We start from the raw sequence: 19,465 nt of genomic DNA, 5'->3' as shown, positions 1-19,465 counted from the left end.
TATTAGATTTAGATTAAGAAGAATGGAGAGTGCCTTCATTCTTCTTTTTTACATATAGAAAAGAGATCTATTATACTTTTATTTTTCACACATATTTGGTATAATATAATGTATATGATAATTATTTTACATTTTAGAAAGGGTGTAAGTTTTGAAAGATTTATACGAAGTTTTAGAGATAGAATCAACTGCGACTGAAGCTGAGATCAAAACTCAATATAGGAAGCTTGCAAAGAAGTACCATCCGGACCTTAATCCAGGTGATGAAGAGGCCGAAGCAAGATTTAAGGAGATATCTGCCGCATATGAAATTTTAGGCAATGCTGAGAAGAGAAAGCAATACGACACATACGGCGAGTCTATGTTTCAAAATGGAGGCACTGGATCTGGCGGCTTCGGTGGTTTCACTGACGATATATTTGGCGACATCTTTGATATATTTGGAGGCGGCTTTGGTGGCTTCTCGTCATCTGCTTCGCAAAGCAAAAGGCCAATGTACGGAGAGGATGTAAGATATAACCTTACTATAGACCTAGAAGATGTTTTAAACGGCACTCAAAGAGAGATTGAGATAGAGAGAGTCGAAGAGTGCTCACATTGCCACGGAAGCGGAGCCAAGGACGAGAACAGCAAAAAGACTTGCCAAACTTGTTCAGGCAGAGGCACAGTTAGAAATGAGAGAAGAACAGCCTTTGGTGTCTTCGTTCAAACTGAAGTTTGTCCCGACTGTCACGGCACAGGCGAGATAATTACAGAAGAATGCCCACATTGCCATGGTAATGGTACTGAGAAGAAAAAGAAAAAAATACTTGTTAAGGTACCAAAGGGCGTTCGTGAAGACAGCGTAATTAGCATAAGAGGCGAAGGAAGTGTCGGCAAGAATGGCGGACCAAATGGTGATTTAAACGTTTACGTAGACATAAGAGAAAATAAAAAATTCAAACGTAGCGGAGATGATTTATACACAAGCGTTAGCATAAATTATTTACAAGCAGTTTTAGGCGACCAAATTGAAGTTGATACGCTTGATGGCAAGGTTAAATTAACAATACCTGAGGGAACTCAAAGCCATACTAAATTTAAAATTGCAGGCAAGGGACTATATCCACTACACAAGAATTATAGATGCGATTTATACGTTGTAGTCAAAGTTGATGTGCCTAAGAATTTGAGTGATGAGCAAAAAGAATCATTAATAAAGCACTTTAAAGACATGAATTTTGATTACGAACCAAAGAAGAAAAATATTTTTGAAAAAATAAAAGAAAAATTTTAGGAGTTAATATGAATTTTAGAGAAATTAAATTAAAATTTAAAAAAGAATATGAAGAAAAGGTCGAAATATTTTTATCAGACCTAGGCATTGACAATATGGCGATTGAAGATCCAGAAGATTTAAAGATTTTCCAAGAAAGGCAAAATGCTTGGGACCTTTACGATGATGACCTTATAAAATTAGAAAAAGGTTTTATTAGATTTACTATATACCTAGATGATATTCATGACAATGATGAGAGAGAAGCCAAGATTAAGGCTTACATCGAAGAGCTTGGTGGAGAATTTTCTAAGGAAATAATTGACGATAGCGATTGGAAAAACAATTGGAAGAAATTCTTCAAAATTTTAAAGCCAAACAAAACCATAGTCATAGTGCCAACTTGGGAAGAGTACGAAAAGAAAGATGGGGAAGAAATCATCAAATTAGAACCGGGCATGGCCTTTGGAACTGGCTCACACGAGACAACATCTTTATGCATAAAGAAGCTTGAAGAGTACATGAAGCCTGGTATGAAAGTTCTAGACATAGGTACAGGTAGTGGTATACTATCGATTGCTGCGTCAAAATTAGGCGCAAGCGAAGTTTTAGGCGTTGACATAGACCCGATGAGTGTATACATTGCTAATGAAAATAAAAAGTTAAATGAAGTTACTAACGCAGAATTTATAGTCGGCGACCTGCTTTCAAAGGTTAAGGACAAATACGATATAGTCGTTTCAAATATACTTGCAGAAGTCATAGTCACTATGACAGGCGATTTACACAAGTTTATGAATAAAGACGGAATTTTCATTTCATCAGGCATATTAAAAGTTAAGTCCGCCATGGTTATCGACTCACTTGAAGCAAACGGCTTTGATATATTAAACGTCGAAGACCTAAACGAATGGACTTCAATTGTAGCTAAACATGCATAGATTTTTCGCAGAAAGAAAGGACGAAGGTCTTTTATACTTAGCAAAAGAAGATATAAAGCACTTTAAGGATGTTTTAAGGATAAAGGATGACGAAGAAGTCGAAGTCTACATCGATGGTAGTGGCTATATCGCTGTTCTTAACTCATATACAAAGGATGAACTGTCTCTTAAGATAATTTCTGAGATAAATGAAAAATATGAATCAGATCTAAAAATTACCTTATTTCAATCATTAGTAAAGTCTGATAAGATGGACTTCATTATACAAAAAGCTATAGAAATGGGTGCTTATGGCATAGTTCCTATCGAGACGAAGAGATCTATTGTCAAGAAAAAAGATATAAAAGATAAAAAGCGAGATCGATATAGAAATATCGCAAAGGCCGCCGCGATGCAGTCAAAGCGCGAGTTTATTCCCTCTGTTTCTGATGCAATGAAGCTAGATGAAGCAAAAGAAATTTTAGATGGCTTTGATTTAGTTTTAATCGCTTATGAAGATGAGCTTGATAATAGCATAAAAAATTATGATATCAAAGACAAAAAGAATATCGCCATCGTCGTAGGACCTGAGGGCGGCTTTGACATAAGTGAAATAGATGAGCTCAAGAACTTCGGCTACAAATCCATTAGCCTAGGAAAGAGAATACTAAGAGCAGAGACAGCGCCAATAGTGCTACTAACTATGCTTTACTACGAATTTAATGGAAGTGGTCTTTTATGATGAAGGTTTATGTGCAAAACTTGGGCTGCAAAGTAAATTTATATGAGGCTCAAGCGATAAAAAATGCCTTTGAGCAAAAGGGCTACGAGGTAAAGGAAGATTTTGAGGATATTGATGTATATGTAATCAATACTTGTACTGTTACAAACAAGTCGGACTCGAAGTCAAGGCAGATGATATCTAAAGTCAAGAAGAAAAATCCTGATGCCATAGTTATCATTTGCGGCTGCTATAGCCAGATTAATGCTAAAGAGATAGAAGAGATGGATATAGCGGACATCATAGTTGGCACACAAGGCAGAAACAAGATAGTTGACTATTTAGAAGAGTATTTAGACCTTGGTGAGAAGAAAAATTATGTTGAGGACAATATCGACAAAAACTATGAGGAACTGCTTTTTGATAAAAATTTCGATAGCACCAGAGCTTTTATTAAGATAGAGGACGGCTGCAACAACTTTTGCTCCTATTGCATAATTCCATACGCAAGAGGAAGAGTGCGTTCGAGAAAGGCAGATAGCATTATTAAAGAGATAACTTCACTCGTTAAGGACGGCTACAAAGAATTTGTCATCACAGGCATACAGATTACCGACTATGAAGATAATGGTATTGATCTAATAAAGTTATTAGAGATGATAGATGAAGTGCCTGGCGCAGAAAGACTAAGACTTGGTTCAATACAGCCAAAACTATTGAAGGACGAAACAGTAGAGAGACTTGCTGAGCTTAAGCATTTGCAGCATCAATTCCATCTATCCTTACAAAGCGGCTCAAACAAAGTGCTTAAGCTAATGAATAGGAAATACACGAGAGAAGACTATATAGAAAATACAGAGAAGATATATAAGGCGATGCCAGACGCTGCCATCACTACAGACATCATAGTTGGCTTTCCTGGGGAAGATGATGAAGACTTTAAGGAGTCTATTGATATAGTTAAAAAAGTAAATTTCTTAAAGGTTCATGTCTTTAGATACTCAAGACGTAAGGGGACTAAGGCTTACGATATGCCTGGCCAAGTCGCTGAGAGTGTTAAGAAAGACAGAGCAGAAATTTTAGAAGAGTATCAAGAGGCGTCGAGACATATATTTATAAATAAATTTATTGGCGATGAGTTTGAAGTTTTGTTTGAAGAGAAAAAGGATGAGTATTTTGAGGGCTACACATCAAATTACATTAGAGCTTATCTTAAAACAGATGAAGATCTTCATAACCATATAATAAGGGTAAAGGCAGTAGAAAGATTTAAAGACGGAGTATTAGTAGAAAGGATTTGATTTTATGGATTGTTTATTTTGTAAGATCATAGAAGGATCTATTCCTTCTGAAAAAGTTTATGAAGACGATATGATGCTTTGCTTCAAAGACATCAACCCAACATGCCCAGTGCACGTGCTAATGGTGCCTAAAAAGCATATTGCGTCCCTTGATGAACTTACAGGCGATGACAATGAAGTCATAGCTCACATGATGCTTAAAGTTAAGGATATAGCTAAGACTATGGGCCTTGACAATGGCTACAGACTAGTCATTAATACAGGCGAAGACGGTCAACAAAGTGTCAAGCACTTACACATGCATTTAATAGGCGGCAGAAAACTTAATTGGCCAGCAGGTTAAAATCAAGAAAAATAGCAAAAAATAGCAAAAAAAACTTGAAAAAGCTTTAGATATGTTGTATAATATTTGTAACTTAGTCATAAATGATAGTAATTGTTTTATGAGGGGAGGGATACTATGACAGAAATAAGAGTTAGAGAAGACGAATCACTTGATAACGCACTTAAGAGATTCAAAAGACAATGCGCAAGATCAGGCGTCTTAGGAGAAGTTAGAAAAAGAGAACACTATGAAAAACCAAGTGTAAGACGTAAACTAAAATCTGAAGCAGCTAGAAGGAAAAAACATCAAAAGTTTTAACTTAAATTTATTTGAAAGAAATGAAGGTGTATGATGTCCCTTAAAAACGAATTAAAAAGTAGATATATAGAATCTATGAAAAATAAAGATACGATCATTAAAAACACTATCATGATGGTTAACTCAGCAATAAAACAAAGCGAAGTTGACCAAAGAAAAGAACTAAGTGACCAAGACATTATAGCAATAATACAAAAGCAAATAAAGGAAAAGAAAGGCGCTCTACCAGAATTTGAAAAAGGTAATAGAGCGGACCTAGTTGAACAGACTAAAAAAGAAATAGAAATTCTTATGGAGTACGTACCAAAGGAACTTTCTGAAGAAGAGATTAAAACTATAATCAATGAAACTTGCGAAGAGCTTGGAGACAAAGGAGCTAACTTTGGCTTAGTCATGAAGACTGTTATGTCTAAAGTTAAAGGCAGGGCAGATGGATCATTAGTTACAAATCTTGTTAAAGAATATCTAGCCGGTGCAAAATAGCATCGGTTTTTTCTTGTGATGGGCCTTAGCCCACGATATTTTATACAAAGGGAGGATATTATGAAATTTGTAAAAACTTTAAGCAAAAGAAACTTATTAAAAACAGCTAAGCACGGCGGATGCGGCGAATGCCAAACTTCATGCCAATCAGCTTGTAAGACATCTTGCACAGTTGGCAACCAAAAGTGCGAAAATAAGAAAAATCATAAATAGGCTTTGATGTACGATATTAATTTAATACATAAGTTCTATCTTAATGATAAGTATGTAATCTTAGACATATACAGTGGTGCTGTACACGTAGTAGATGAGATTGTATACGACTTAGTAGATTATATGTCCAAAGGCTTAGATGAAGCTTTAAAAGGACTATCTAATAAGTATGAAGCTTGTGATATTAAAACTGCTTTTAAGGAAGTAGAAGAATTACACAAAGAAGGCTTGTTATTTACTGAGCCTATTAAAGAAACTGAACTAGACTTAAGTAAATACAACATAGTAAAGGCTCTTTGCCTACACGTTTCACACGACTGTAACCTTAGATGCAAGTACTGTTTTGCATCTCAAGGCGATTTTAAGGGCAAAAGAGAGCTTATGAGCGTCGAAGTAGGTAAGAAGGCTTTGGACTTTTTAGTTCAAAACTCTGGCAATAGAAGGAACTTAGAGGTTGACTTCTTCGGAGGAGAACCATTAATGAACTTTGATGTTGTCAAAGAGCTTGTTACTTACGGAAGAAGCTTAGAAAAAGAATACGATAAGAATTTTAGATTCACTTTAACTACAAACTGCGTCTTATTAGATGATGAAATTATTGATTATTTAAATGAAAATATGTCAAACGTCGTTCTAAGTATAGACGGAAGAAAATCTGTTAACGATGAAATGCGTCCAACTACTAATGGAAAGGGTTCTTATGACCTAATCGTTCCAAAGATTAAACGCTTTGTTGAAAAAAGAGGCGATAAGGACTACTACATTAGAGGCACATTTACATCAGAAAACTTAGACTTTTCAGAAGACGTATTAGATTTCTACAATAACGGTTTTAAGAAGACATCTATGGAGCCGGTTGTAACAGACCAAAATGAGCCATATGCAATAAGACCAGAACATGTAGAAAGAATAAAAGAAGAGTACGAAAAATTATCCAGAGAATACATCAAGATTAAGAAAAAAGATGATGATTTTTTATTCTTCCACTTTATGATAGACCTAGATCAAGGACCATGCTTGATTAAGAGATCCATAGGCTGCGGAGCGGGATGCGAATACCTTGCTGTAACACCTAAGGGAGATCTTTATCCTTGTCATCAGTTTGTAGGTGAAGAGCAATTTAAGATTGGAACCGTTTTTGACGGCGTTACAAAAACTGATTTAAGAGAAGAATTTAAAAAGTCAAATGTATTTAATAAAAAAGACTGCCAAGAATGCTGGGCAAAGTTCTACTGCTCAGGCGGCTGTCACGCTAATTCATACTACAATACTGGCAATATCAACGGAAACTTCGAGATCGGTTGTGAATTAGAAAGAAAAAGAATAGAATGTGCAATCTCAGTTATTGCAAATTTAGATTAGGAGGCCAAAATGAAAAAGTTAAGCACACTTAAGATTGTGATAACAGTCATTTTAATTGCCTGCTTTGCATTAGTAGCTGTATTCGGTTTTAACTTTGCTGGATACGAAATAAAGAGCGCTAAAGACTCTATTAACTTAGGTCTGGACTTAGCTGGTGGGGTATACGTACTTCTTGAAGCTGATACAGACAAAACAGGTGAAGAGCTTAGCAAAGCTATGGAACAATCAAAGGCAATTATACAACAAAGAGTTGACGGTTTAGGAATTTCTGAACCTAACATATCTATAGAAGGTTCAAACAGAATTTCAATTGAACTAGCAGGTGCTAAGAATGCACAAGACGCAATCGAAACTATAGGTAAAACTGCACAATTACAATTTATCGATCCAGATAATAATGTAATTTTAACAGGTAAAAACATTAAAGAATCAAAAGTTGTTTACACACAAGATAATCTTGGTAAATCAACACCAGTAGTTTCAATGGAGTTTGACGAAGAAGGAACTCAAAAGTTCGCTGAAGCAACTACTAAGCTATATAATGAAACAGAACCAGAAAAGAAAATCCTTAAGATAGTTCTAGACGGTGAAGTTATTTCTGCACCTATAGTACAAAATTCACCTATAACAGATGGTAAGCCAATCATCGAAGGTGGATCAAAGGGATTTACAGTTGAAGAAGCATCAAAACTAGCTACACTAATCAGAGCAGGTGCACTACCTATCGAACTTAAAGAAGTTAGATCAGAAATCATCGGCGCTTCACTAGGTATAGACGCATTCGACAACTCAATGAAAGCAATAGTAATTTCTATATTATTAATAAGTATACTACTAATCATAGTTTATAAGATTCCTGGTATAGTAGCAGCAATCTCACTAGTTGCATATACATTACTAGTTATGCTAGCATTTATCATATTCCATATCAAACTATCACTACCAGGTATATGCGGTTTACTACTATCAATAGGTATGGCAGTAGATGCTAACTGTATCATCTACGAAAGAATTAGAGAAGAATTACTTAATGGTAAGACAGTAAGATCATCTGTTGATGCAGGCTTCAAGAAAGCCATCGCAACTATCATGGACTCAAACATCACAACTATCATCGCAGGCGTTGTACTTTATGTTTATGGTATCGGTTCAATCAGAGGTTTTGGTATTACACTTATCATAGGTATAGTCGTTTCATTATTGACAGCAGTTGTATTAACAAAATTCTTATTAAAGAACTTTGCTCAAATCACAGCTAATGACAATAAAAAGGCATATGGAGCATAGGAGGTAAATATGATTAATTTTAACAAATTGAAAAAGTTTTTTGCTCCAATACCATTCATAGTTATCATCGCAGGTATCATAGGATTCTGCATCAATGGTTTTAACTACGGTATCGACTTCTCAGGTGGTACTATCATGAGAATCAATGCTGGGCAATTTATTGAAGAAGAAAAAGTTTATGATATAGTTAACAAAGTTGACAGTGGAGCAAGCGTTGTATATGCAGGTGCTAACAAAGAAACTGTAGTTATCAAGTCTACACTTGCTTTAACAAACGAACAAAAGAACCAAATCAGCCGTGCATTTGTTGATGAATACAAGGTTGACAGAAACAATATCGAAGACACAACTACTGGTCCATCAATCAGTAGAGAAATTAGACAAAAAGCTGTTATATCCATCATCATCGCATCAATCTTAATGCTTATCTACGTAACATTTAGATTTGAATGGAAATATGGTGTTGCAGCAGTATTTGCTCTAATCGTTGACGTTCTTGTTATAGTAGCAACATACGGCATATTTAACCTACAAATCGATTCATCATTAATCGCAGCTACACTAACTATCGTAGGTTACTCAATCAACGCGACTATAGTTATCTTTGATAGATTCAGAGAAAACAAAAGAATGTATCCAAGGATGGAAAACGCTGAATTAATTGAAACATCACTTAACTCAACATTCAGAAGAACAGTATTAACAACAATAACAACACTTATCGCAGTTGTTGTTCTATACATCACAGGTGGCCACGTAATCGAAGCACTTTGTATCCCGCTACTTGTTGGTATCGTTGAAGGTATGATTTCATCTACATTCATCGCACCATATACTTGGGGACTACTTGAAAAGAACTTTGGCCATGGCGCAAAGAGCAAAAGAGCTTAATTAAACTTATATAAGGGGAGACGAGAAGTCTCCTCTATTTTTATGAAAATATTAATTAAGTATTATAATTATTGTGAATTGGGTATTAATGTATTAAGTTAATGAATAGTAAATAGTTTTGATATAAGAACTATTAATATCATAAGGAGGTAATTATGACAGAGATTTTAAAGGGTAAACCCGTAGCAGATATGATTAAGGCTGATATGAGTAAAAAGATTGAGGACTTCCGTGCAAAAGGCATTGCACCAAAAATAGCAATAGTAAGACTAGGCGAAGACCCAAGCGACATATCATATGAAAAGGCGATACTAAAGGTTAGTGCAAACTTAAATATCGATTCAGAAGTATTTAACATTGCGAGAGAATCAACAACTGAGGAGCTTCTTGCCCTTATGGACAAGCTAAACAAGGACGATAAAGTGCACGGCATACTTGTATTTAGACCACTTCCTAAGCAAATAGATGCAGAAAAAGTTGCTGCCTTCATCAATCCAGATAAGGACATTGACTGCATGAACCCAATTAATCTAGAAGCAATATTTGAAGGCAAGAAAGATAGCTTTGAACCAGCAACTCCAAGAGCAGCTGTAGAGATACTTGGCAGAACTGGCTATGATTACGCTGGCAAGAACGCTGTTATAATCAATCGTTCCATGGTAGTTGGTAAGCCACTTGCTATGATGCTACTTAATGAAAATGCCACAGTTACTATCTGTCACTCAAAGACAAAGGATCTAAAGGCAGCTTGCAAGAACGCAGATGTAGTATTCACAGCACTTGGCAGAGCGAAGATGCTTGATAAGTCTTACTTCAATGAAGACTCTATCATTATAGACGTCGGCGTAAGTATGGACAAGGAAGGAAAGATTAGTGGTGACGCTGATTATGACAATCTCCTTGATTATGTAGCAAAGATCACACCAGTACCAGGCGGAGTAGGTAGTATAACAACTACAATACTTCTAAATCAAGTACTAAAGGCAGTAGAAAAACAAAACAAATAGTAAATAAATACTAGAGTTAAAAATAAGTGCTAAGCAAAATTACATGCTTAGCACTTTTTCATATGCAGATTAAATTATTTGAACGAGAAAAGATATATCTCTTCGCTAGTCACATCTGGATTTATTGCCATAGTGATGGCATATACCTTGTTTAATCCATCTTCTTCTTTTGTTAATACTTCTTTTAGGACCACTGGATTTGCGTCATAAATCGTTATTCTATCTTCATCATCAGTAGAAAATTCTTGCTTTCCTACTTTCCATTCGTCTCTGTTCTTCCAGTATATAGCGCCGTGATACTTATCATTTTCATCCAGTCTTACAGTTTTTACATATACACTTGGCGCTAAAAGACTGTTTCTAAGATTGATACCAGCATCATGTTCAAGCGGCTCAGTAATATCAACGTAGCCCTTCTTTACAAACTTTTCAATGCTTGGCTCTTCAAGCGAGGCAAAGTCTTTTATCTCTTTCGAAACTTTAGCTAAATCTATTTTATTTGATTTAGATATAAAATATATAGCTAGCGCTGCTACAATCAGTACTATAGCAAGTATTAGCCAATACTTTTCTAATGATTTTTCATTTTTCATAAGCTCATCTCCATAAATATTAATTCTTATCTATTAATATATTACCCATAATCTTAATGTATTATCATTGTAAATTCTTATATAAAAAGGTGAAAGTATAGATTACATAAAAAAACAAGGCCTAATTTAAGCCTTGTTTCTTCTATTTATAGCTATGGTAATATTTTTACATCGCCTTCATTATTTGAATTGTTATCAGAATTTGTATCATTTTCCTTAGGTTCTTTTTCGCCGTTGTCACCATTACTATGATCAATGATATCTGTAATTATCTCGTTCCAATCCGTATTGCCATCAGGGTTATTTGGATCGATGCCATGCTCTTGATTATACTTATCTAAATCCTCTTGAGTATCCGACTCGATAGGAGGGTAGTAGCTGTAGTCCTTAGGTATGATACCATTGTGTTCAGCAGGATTGTATGCTGGGTTTAGTGCAGTGAAGACCTTAGTAATCTTTAGCTCTTCCGGTGTAAACTCGGTTGCAATCTTATTATTTGATGAGTTTACCTCTAATGAAACGTGAACGTCACATGTATCTTTTGGCTCGGTTCCTTTGGCAAATATCTCTTGTTTAACGACGCCTCTTGGGTCAGAGGAGCAAAGCGAGCTTGGCTTTTTACCTGATTTAGTACATACATAAGCCTTGACTATGCCATCTGGCTCAGCGAATTGAGGTTTGCTTTCTTTATCTTGATGTATCTTCGTCATTATGTGGCCCCAAAGTTTTGCTGCTAGCCATGAGCTTTGAGGTATAGTAATTTTAGGCGAGTCATTACCCATCCATGTGCCAGTTGCGTAGTAATTAGAGAAACCTACAAACCAGAAGTCTGCCTTGTAGTCAGTTGTACCAGTTTTACCAGCTGTGGCTTGTCCTTTTACTACTGCGTTTCCGCCAGTATGTTCGTAAGCAGTTGATCTAAGTACATCCTTCATGATATAAGCAATTTGTGGGCTTACAACTCTTCTTTGCTTAGGCTCTTTATCAAGGACTACGTTTCCGTCCTTATCTAAAACCTTAGTGTATATAGTCGGTTCGATGTAAACACCGTCATTAGCGATTGCAGCATAAGCAGCAGTCATCTCAAGTGGGCTAACACCCTTTGTCATACCACCAAGAGCTAGAGCAGCAAGGTTTTCATCGTTGTGAGTTTTGTTTTCACTAGCCTCTACAAAATTATCTTTACTTGGATTTTCTTCGTCAATTAGGCCTAGTAGCTTTAGATATTTTATAGAAGTAGGTATGCCGATCTTTTTCAAAGTTCTAGCAGAACTTACGTTTATGGAGTAGATTATTGATTCTCTAAGAGTTGTGATACCTTTAAAACCAGTATAAACGTTCTTTGGCCATACCTTGCCTTCACCTGTTACCAATGGCACATCAAGTATTGGCGATGCTGCTGTAAAGCCATTGTCAAGAGCAGGTAAGTATACTGCTATAGGCTTTATAGACGAGCCTGGTTGTCTAGTCGTGTCAGTAGCTCTATTCAAAATTCTATTGCCTTTTACGTCACGTCCGCCTATCATGGCAACGATGTGACCAGTTCTGTAGTCCATAACTACAGTTGCTGACTGTGGTTGAACTAGACCAGTCTTATTATTATAGAAATAGTCTGGGCTTATGAATAAGTTGCCAGCTTCATTAACTTTATAGAATCCAGCGTTATTTTCAAAGAATCCTGCTTTAATAATTAAGCTGTGTTTAGCTTGTCTTAAGTAGTAAGCATCAGGCACTGCAAGACCGCCAACTCTGTGAGTTAGAAGGTTCTTCGCATCGTCAATAGTGTAGTAGTCTTGTATATCAGTTGATTTATTATATGCAAAGACCCTTGGGCTCGTGATAGTTAAATCACCGTTATCAGCTATGCTAAACTCGCCCTTTGGTATGAATAGGTAGCCATCGTCAGTAAGTAGATTTGCCTTCTTTAAATAAACCATATTACCGTTCTTATCAACAATATTACCAGCCTTATCAAGGGTTCTGTCAACAAGCAGTGGAGCCTTGTATCTTGATACGTCGCCAAGAAGTATGCCGTTGAAGTTTCTGTTGACCTCGTCAAGATCCTTTTGCATCTTGGTGTCAATAGTTGAGTAAATTCTTAAACCGCCTGTGAATAGTCTTTCTTGAGCCTTTTGCTTAGTAATTTGATACTTTTCCATCAAGTCTTCAACGACTTGATTCTTAACGTAGTCGCTCGCGTAGCTTGTGATCTCAGTTTGCTTCTTTTCACTAGGTTTTAAGCTTGCTACTATATCGAAATTAATCGCTTCATCGTATTCAGCTTGAGATATTTTTTCAAGCTCAAGCATCTTTTTAAGAATAACCTTTTGTCTTTCAACAGATTTTGTGTTAAATACAAGGATGTATTTTTCACCTAATATTTCAGTTTCGCCAACCTTTCTCATAGTCGCCTCATCAAACTTAAGTGGACTGACTCTGTAGAACGGTTGATATATATTTGGCCCTTTAACAACGCCAGCAAGTAGAGCGGCTTGAGCGATATTTATCTCATCAACATTCTTAGAGAAATATGTTCTTGAAGCCTCTTGTACACCATAGGAGTTTTGGCCAAGAGAAATCATGTTTAAGTAAGACTCAAGTATTTGATCCTTGCTAAGCTTTGTCTCTAAGTTAAGGGCAAGATATATTTCCTTAAGCTTTCTTGTAAGCGTTTGCTCGTTAGATAGGTAAGTATTTTTGATTAGCTGCTGAGTGATAGTTGACGCGCCACGTACAACGCCACCAGCCTTAAAGTTTTCATATAGAGATGACATAATACCCTTAGGGTCAACGCCTGGGTGATCGTAGAATCTTTCGTCCTCGATGCTTATAAAGGCATCCTTCAAATATTGAGGCACCTTCGATAGCTTAACAAAAGTTCTGTATTCAGCAGTCTCAACCTTTTCTAGTAAATTATTATCCTTATCAAATATAAGAGACGTCTCTTCAAAGCCACTGTTAATCTCATATGGATTAATCTCTGGGGCAGTAGTAAGTATATTAACAAAAGCGAGGCCAACAGAGCCAGCAAAAAGAGTTAGCGATATAAGCACAGTCATCAGCGTAATGACTATTAGCTTCTTAAGCGTAAACCTCGGCTTTCTTCTTCGTTTATTATTAGACATATTATCACTCCTAATATAATATCTACATGTATTATACCACATATTAAAGCTTTTGGTATATAATTTAAGAAAAATTTAATATTTATCTGGCCATTGTGATATAATCATGGTGAATGGAGGAGTGAGTAGATGATAAGCATAAAAAAGAATCACTTTCATAAGAAAAACATATATATAGATTTTGATTTAGACGATATGAAAAATATAAATAGAGATAGCTTTAAAGCCATAAGCGAAGAAAATCATGCACCGCTACAGATGATGATAGATGGGGATGATACTAAGAAGAAAGACTTCATCGAGGAAAATGGTTTTAATAGAGTGAGGACCTGTTATGGCATGAGTGTTAGAAGAGATGATCTCATCAGAAAAGAGACAGCTAAGATAAATTTGTTTTTGGCAAAAGAGGGTGATGAAAAATATTTTGAGCTGGCAAAAATATATTTTGAATATTATAAGAAGACACATGAGAGCATTAATCCACTGTCAGTAGATTTTGATGAATTTAAAAATATTTTAACCAAGGACGTTTATTATAACGATGAAGATGGCATGGCGCTAGCCTTTATAGAAGATAATGAAATTGCCTATGTATATGCAAGCGATATAGCTAAGGCAGATGACTTTTTCAAAAGCCTTTGTGAAAAGCTTTTTAATGATTATGAAGAAATATTTTTCGAAGCAGATGATGTAGATGAAAGTGCTATGAGATTAAAGAATATTTTTAGTGGCGGAGTAGATGAAATTACAGAGACTTGGATATATAGGCTCGATGATAAATAATTTTGCACAAGAAAAACGATTAGCGTAGATAAATTTGTCTACGCTATTTTATATACAATAAATATATTTTGACTTTTAATCACGGCTTTGGTATAATTACAAAAGAGGTGCTATATGGAGAGAGCAATTATATATACAATTGAATTTGATTCAAAGACTGACGAGTATCTTGATGAGCTTGAAGCGCTTCTTGAGGCGTGCGACGCTGAAGCCATAGTCAGAGTGAAGCAAAGTAAGGACGTTTTAAACCCTCGCTACTACATGGGCAAGGGTAAGCTTAACGAGATTAAAACGCTTATTGAAGCGAATGACATTGACCTTCTTGTTGTTAATGACGAGCTAAGCGGCGTTCAAACAAGAAACTTAGAGGATGAACTTGACATCAAAGTGGTTGATAGAACTAATCTTATCTTGGATATTTTTGCTCTAAGGGCTGAAACTGTTGAAGCAAAGCTACAAGTGGAGCTTGCTCAGCTATCGTATAGACTGCCAAGGCTTGTCGGTATGAATAATTATCTATCAAGAGAGGGTGGCGGCATCGGCACAAGAGGACCCGGTGAACAAAAGCTTGAAACAGATAGACGTCACATACAAGAACAAATCGATAGAATTAAGAATAAATTAAAGGAAGCTCAAAAGTCTAGGGACAATATCTCGAGAAAGAGAAATGAGAGTGATGTGCCATATGTAAGCATCATCGGCTACACTAACTGCGGCAAATCTACTATATTAAATAGTATGATTAGGCTTTCCGAGAGCGGAGCGAGGGAAGTTTTGGCTAAGGATATGCTATTTGCCACATTACAAACTTTTGTTAGGAAGATAAAATTCTCCACTGGATCAGAATTTATCGCCTCAGACACTGTAGGTTTTGTATCGAACTTACCAACAAAGCTAGTCGAAGCCTTTAAAGGCACTTTGGAAGAGCTAAAATATGCGGATTTGATACTACATGTGGTTGATATATCTGACGAGAACATGGATTTACAGATTGAGACGACACTTGAATTAATGAAGTCCTTAGGACTTATGGACAAAAAAGTTTTAAGGGTATATAATAAGGTAGACAAACTTGACGAGCATAGAAGGGCCACTTTAAATGACACAGATGACATCATCTATATATCAGCAAAAAATGATGAAGACGTTAAAAAGCTTATAGATAAGATAGAGTCAGTACTTAAAGAGGATCACAAAGAAGTCACAATGAAAGTTCCTTTCAAGGACAGCGCCCTTGTGGATAGGCTAAAAAAGAGCTATGCAGTAGAAGTTACAAAGTACGACGAAGCTTCAATGTACATAAAAGTGAAGCTTTCACAAATAGATTACAATAAATATAAAGACTATGTCTGTGAATAATGAATATAAATCAGTTCTGGAGCTAGTAAGCGCCGAGGACCTGATTAATAAATCAAAGTTCATAGCAAATACAAAGCATGTTACGAGCGAGGACGAGGCCATAGCCTTCATTAATGAGATGAAAGAAAAGTATAAGGACGCGACTCATAACGTTAGCGCCTACATTATTAATGGCAGCATACCCATAAAGCGCTACGATGAGGACGGAGAGCCACAAGGCTCATCGGCAAGACCTATACTTGGCGTTATGGATGTGGAGGGACTATCAAACATAGTCTGCGTCGTAACTAGGTACTTTGGAGGTATTAAATTAGGTGTTGGCGGCCTTGTAAGAGCTTACTCAGGCGCATTCAAGAAGAGCATCGACGGCAAAATTTATGACTACGGCAGCTTTCTTAAGTACAGACTGACATTTCCATACGCAGAGTTTGACAAGATTAAGAATTATTTATCACATACAGTTTATGACTTAGACAATTTAGAGTATATGGAAAATATTAGCGCGGACATATATATAAAGGAAGAGGACAGCGAAGAACTTTTAGAAACGCTCAAAAATCTTGCCAATCGAGAGCTTGATTACGAGTTTGAGGATGAATATATAAAAGCGCATATTGATAAAAGGATAGTGAAATAATTGAAAGATTATGAAAAGATAGTCCAAGATATGGTATCTTGGCTAAGAGATAAAAGGGACAAGACCGGCTTAAAAGGAGCGGTTTTCGGGCTTTCAGGCGGCGTTGATTCAGCTGTAGTCGCAGGCCTATCGAAACTTGCCTTTGGGGATGATCACTTAGGCATAGTGATGCCGATACACTCACTTGAAGAAGACGAAGTAGATGCAAAATTAGTAGCAGATAAGCTAGGTATTAAAACTGCGAGAGTTGATTTAACAAGTACTTATGATGACTTTGTGAAAAATGCTAAAGCAGAAGGATTTTCAAAGATGAGCTTATCTAATGTAAAGCCAAGGCTTAGGATGACAAATCTTTATCTATATGGACAAAATTTATCATACATGGTAGTCGGCTCATCAAACAAGAGCGAGTATCTGGTCGGTTATTTCACCAAATGGGCGGACAGCGCTTGCGATATATATTTACTTAGAGATTTTTACAAGAGTGAGGTATATGAAATTGCCAAAGTTTTAGGCGTGCCAGATGAAGTCATAAATAAAAAACCATCGGCAGGGCTATGGAAGGGCCAAAGCGATGAGGACGAGCTAGGCGTTTCATATGACGATATAGAAAAATATTTCGAGGGCAAGGCCATTGACCCAGAAAAAGAAGAAAGAATAAAAAAGCTATATAATTCAACTCAGCATAAGAGAGTGGATATAGATTATTTTAAAAACATTTATTAGGAGGAATAAAATGTCAGGACATTCAAAATGGAAAACAATAAAAGCTAAAAAGGGTAAGGAAGACCAAAGAAGAGCATCAGTATTTACAAAACTAGCTAGATACATCACTGTAGCGGTTAAAGAAGGCGGTTCAAATCCAGAATTTAACCCATCACTTAAGTCAGCTATTGAAAAGGCTAAGGCTGAGAACATGCCTAACGACAACATCGAAAGAGCTATCAAGAAAGGTGAAGGTGGCGAAGGCGATGCTAACTACGAAAACGTTACTTACGAAGGCTACGGCATAGGCGGCGTTGCTGTTATCGTTGAGTGCTTAACAGATAACAGAAACAGAACTGCTTCAGACGTGAGACACGCCTTTGATAAGCACGGCGGAAACTTAGGAACAACAGGCTGCGTATCATATCTATTCGATAAAAAAGGCTTTATCGCTATAGAAAACGACGGATCAGTTGATGAAGATACCTTAACTATGGACGCAATTGATCTAGGAGCAGAAGACTTTAAATCATATGAAGAAGGTTATGAAATCTACACAGCTGTTGAAGACTTTAACCAAGTTGTTGAAGGCTTAAAGGATAGAGGATACAAGCTAAGTGATTTCGATTTATCAAACATACCTCAAACAACAGTTAAACTTGACGAAGAGCAAGCAATTAAGTTTGAAAAGATGGTTGATGACCTAGAAGAATCAGACGACGTTCAAAGCGTTTCACACAATTTAGAAGATTAAAATGAAGAATATGAAATTATCAGTTGCTATTATATTAACCCTTAATATAATAGCACTTATATTATGTCAAGCAATACAAACAGTTTCCTACGATGAAAATGCTGTATTTTTGTGCGCCAAACGCATGGATAGCTTTGATTACATCGACAGATCTGAAGATGAAGTCTTAGTTGCTTCAAAAGTTATAGCAGGCTATCTAAGAGGGCTTAATGGTGATGAGCACCTAAGCCTTATAGGTTTAAATGATAAAGAGATAAGCCACATGAGAGATGTAAGAGGCATATATAAGACAATAAACACAATAAAGATAGTGGCTGCAATAATAACTTTAATCATTATAATGCTATATGCTTGGAAGAAAATTAATGTATTTAAGTTTAAAGAGCTAAGAAACACTTTGTTTATCGGATATTTAGTACCAATATTCTTTGGCATCTTGTATCTAACAGACTTTCAAGGAGCCTTTATAAAGTTTCATGAGATCTTCTTCAAAAACGATTTGTGGCAGCTTGATCCAAAGACAGATTTTTTAATAAGATTAATGCCAGAAGAATTCTTTGTATCTGGCTTTATAAAAATCTTAGCTTACTACACAATATCGATATTTGTAATTCATATTTGTAGCTTTTATTACGTAGCAAGGTGTAGTAGTAAAATGAAGAAGAAGGGAGTATAAAATTCATAAATGTTAGGTATAGCTAAATTTATAGATCAAACAAATTTAAAACAGGACGCAAGTGAGGCTGATATTATAAAGCTTGTGGAAGAACAAAGAAAATATGAATTCAGATCCATATGTATAGCACCATCGTTTTTGCAAGTCGCTCGTGAAAACTTGCAAAATATGTATCTCACTACAGTGATATCATTTCCTAATGGATATGCATCTACAGAGGCAAAAATTTATGAAGCAAAAGATGCGATTAAAAACGGAGCAAACGACTTAGATATTGTTTCGAACATCGGAAGAATCAAGATGAGAGACTATGACTATCTAAGTAAAGAGGTAAATGCTCTAAGAGAGATTACTAAGTCACATATATTAAAATTTATAATAGAAACTTCTTTCCTTAATAACGAAGATATATTATATATAACAAAGATATTGGCTGAGAATGGCGTAGATTACGTGAAGACATCAACAGGATTTACGAAATCTGGAGCAAAATTAGATGACGTAAAATTTATAAAAGAAAACTTCGATGGAAAAATAAAAATAAAAGCCTCGGGAGGAATTTCTGATTACAAAACTGCACTAGAGTTTATCGAGGCAGGTGCTGATGTTATCGGCACTTCACACGGTTTAGAAATTATAAATTACAAAGAAAATTAATAGTAGATAAATAATAATTGCAAGCTCATTTTTGAATTTTTATAAAAAAAGCTTGCAATTTTTTCAAAAATGTTGTAATATATATGTAACATA

Annotated in this window: 21 protein-coding genes; 19 read left to right on the top strand and 2 right to left on the bottom strand. The window is 35.9% G+C overall.

The genetic code is table 11. The annotated features are described in order from the left end of the window. Positions 1–151: 151 nt before the first annotated feature. The 12 genes from dnaJ to AC1EJ0_RS05980 all read left to right on the top strand — a co-directional run bounded on the left by dnaJ (position 152) and on the right by AC1EJ0_RS05980 (position 10,083). The gene (gene dnaJ, locus AC1EJ0_RS06035) at positions 152–1,276 is read left to right on the top strand and encodes a molecular chaperone DnaJ (protein ID WP_480023621.1); all 1,125 of its coding nucleotides are present in this window, start codon (positions 152–154) and stop codon (positions 1,274–1,276) included. An 8-nt stretch (positions 1,277–1,284) separates the two neighbouring features. After that, positions 1,285–2,196, top strand: a complete 912-nt coding sequence (gene prmA, locus AC1EJ0_RS06030) for a 50S ribosomal protein L11 methyltransferase (RefSeq protein WP_480023620.1) — start codon at positions 1,285–1,287, stop codon at positions 2,194–2,196. Beyond that, complete coding sequence (locus tag AC1EJ0_RS06025; protein WP_480023619.1) at positions 2,189–2,917, top strand: RsmE family RNA methyltransferase; 729 nt, start codon at positions 2,189–2,191, stop codon at positions 2,915–2,917. The genes prmA and AC1EJ0_RS06025 overlap by 8 nt, the downstream gene beginning before the upstream one ends. Next, positions 2,914–4,197 carry a tRNA (N(6)-L-threonylcarbamoyladenosine(37)-C(2))-methylthiotransferase MtaB gene (gene mtaB / locus AC1EJ0_RS06020; RefSeq protein WP_480023618.1) on the top strand — a complete coding sequence of 428 codons (1,284 nt, stop codon included), beginning with the start codon at positions 2,914–2,916 and terminating at the stop codon, positions 4,195–4,197. The genes AC1EJ0_RS06025 and mtaB overlap by 4 nt, the downstream gene beginning before the upstream one ends. A gap of 4 nt (positions 4,198–4,201) precedes the next feature. Continuing rightward, positions 4,202–4,540 carry a histidine triad nucleotide-binding protein gene (locus AC1EJ0_RS06015; RefSeq protein ID WP_480023617.1) on the top strand — a complete coding sequence of 113 codons (339 nt, stop codon included), beginning with the start codon at positions 4,202–4,204 and terminating at the stop codon, positions 4,538–4,540. Between the two features lie 117 nt (positions 4,541–4,657). Beyond that, positions 4,658–4,840, top strand: a complete 183-nt coding sequence (rpsU, locus tag AC1EJ0_RS06010) for a 30S ribosomal protein S21 (RefSeq protein ID WP_058260186.1) — start codon at positions 4,658–4,660, stop codon at positions 4,838–4,840. A gap of 33 nt (positions 4,841–4,873) precedes the next feature. Beyond that, positions 4,874–5,323: a GatB/YqeY domain-containing protein gene (locus tag AC1EJ0_RS06005; protein ID WP_058260187.1), complete on the top strand. Its 450-nt coding sequence runs from the start codon at positions 4,874–4,876 to the stop codon at positions 5,321–5,323. A gap of 60 nt (positions 5,324–5,383) precedes the next feature. After that, the gene (scfA, locus tag AC1EJ0_RS06000; RefSeq protein ID WP_019213752.1) at positions 5,384–5,536 is read left to right on the top strand and encodes a six-cysteine ranthipeptide SCIFF; all 153 of its coding nucleotides are present in this window, start codon (positions 5,384–5,386) and stop codon (positions 5,534–5,536) included. A 6-nt stretch (positions 5,537–5,542) separates the two neighbouring features. Beyond that, the gene (gene scfB / locus AC1EJ0_RS05995) at positions 5,543–6,898 is read left to right on the top strand and encodes a thioether cross-link-forming SCIFF peptide maturase (protein WP_294986026.1); all 1,356 of its coding nucleotides are present in this window, start codon (positions 5,543–5,545) and stop codon (positions 6,896–6,898) included. Positions 6,899–6,907: 9 nt separating this feature from the next. Then, positions 6,908–8,185, top strand: a complete 1,278-nt coding sequence (gene secD, locus AC1EJ0_RS05990) for a protein translocase subunit SecD (protein ID WP_480023616.1) — start codon at positions 6,908–6,910, stop codon at positions 8,183–8,185. Between the two features lie 9 nt (positions 8,186–8,194). Continuing rightward, complete coding sequence (secF, locus tag AC1EJ0_RS05985; RefSeq protein WP_480023615.1) at positions 8,195–9,076, top strand: protein translocase subunit SecF; 882 nt, start codon at positions 8,195–8,197, stop codon at positions 9,074–9,076. 155 nt (positions 9,077–9,231) lie between these two features. After that, the gene (locus AC1EJ0_RS05980; RefSeq protein ID WP_480023614.1) at positions 9,232–10,083 is read left to right on the top strand and encodes a bifunctional 5,10-methylenetetrahydrofolate dehydrogenase/5,10-methenyltetrahydrofolate cyclohydrolase; all 852 of its coding nucleotides are present in this window, start codon (positions 9,232–9,234) and stop codon (positions 10,081–10,083) included. Between the two features lie 74 nt (positions 10,084–10,157). On the opposite strand, the gene AC1EJ0_RS05975 is transcribed toward AC1EJ0_RS05980, so the two are convergent. Then, complete coding sequence (locus AC1EJ0_RS05975) at positions 10,158–10,676, bottom strand: hypothetical protein (protein WP_480023613.1); 519 nt, start codon at positions 10,674–10,676, stop codon at positions 10,158–10,160. A 152-nt stretch (positions 10,677–10,828) separates the two neighbouring features. After that, positions 10,829–13,801 (bottom strand): penicillin-binding protein 1A, encoded by a 2,973-nt coding sequence (locus tag AC1EJ0_RS05970; RefSeq protein ID WP_480023612.1) that lies wholly within the window; start codon positions 13,799–13,801, stop codon positions 10,829–10,831. Positions 13,802–13,930: 129 nt separating this feature from the next. On the opposite strand from AC1EJ0_RS05970, the gene AC1EJ0_RS05965 reads away from it, so the two are divergent. The 7 genes from AC1EJ0_RS05965 to deoC all read left to right on the top strand — a co-directional run bounded on the left by AC1EJ0_RS05965 (position 13,931) and on the right by deoC (position 19,372). Next, entirely contained in the window at positions 13,931–14,584 is a 654-nt protein-coding gene (locus tag AC1EJ0_RS05965; RefSeq protein ID WP_480023611.1) for a hypothetical protein, read from the top strand. 114 nt (positions 14,585–14,698) lie between these two features. Further along, positions 14,699–15,943 (top strand): GTPase HflX, encoded by a 1,245-nt coding sequence (hflX, locus tag AC1EJ0_RS05960; protein ID WP_480023610.1) that lies wholly within the window; start codon positions 14,699–14,701, stop codon positions 15,941–15,943. Further along, positions 15,936–16,580, top strand: a complete 645-nt coding sequence (locus AC1EJ0_RS05955; protein ID WP_480023609.1) for an IMPACT family protein — start codon at positions 15,936–15,938, stop codon at positions 16,578–16,580. The genes hflX and AC1EJ0_RS05955 overlap by 8 nt, the downstream gene beginning before the upstream one ends. After that, on the top strand, positions 16,581–17,306 hold the full coding sequence (gene nadE, locus AC1EJ0_RS05950; RefSeq protein ID WP_480023608.1) for an NAD(+) synthase: 726 nt from the start codon (positions 16,581–16,583) through the stop codon (positions 17,304–17,306). 10 nt (positions 17,307–17,316) lie between these two features. Further along, positions 17,317–18,039: a YebC/PmpR family DNA-binding transcriptional regulator gene (locus tag AC1EJ0_RS05945; protein WP_480023607.1), complete on the top strand. Its 723-nt coding sequence runs from the start codon at positions 17,317–17,319 to the stop codon at positions 18,037–18,039. 1 nt (position 18,040) lies between these two features. Continuing rightward, positions 18,041–18,715: a TIGR01906 family membrane protein gene (locus AC1EJ0_RS05940; RefSeq protein WP_480023606.1), complete on the top strand. Its 675-nt coding sequence runs from the start codon at positions 18,041–18,043 to the stop codon at positions 18,713–18,715. Positions 18,716–18,724: 9 nt separating this feature from the next. Then, on the top strand, positions 18,725–19,372 hold the full coding sequence (gene deoC / locus AC1EJ0_RS05935) for a deoxyribose-phosphate aldolase (protein ID WP_480023605.1): 648 nt from the start codon (positions 18,725–18,727) through the stop codon (positions 19,370–19,372). Positions 19,373–19,465 lie beyond the last annotated feature (93 nt).

It is taken from the genome of Fenollaria sp. C0166D3 (genome assembly GCF_056590255.1).
The sequence above is the reverse complement of the archived record's forward strand: the minus strand, read 5'-3'. Positions and strand labels throughout refer to the sequence as shown.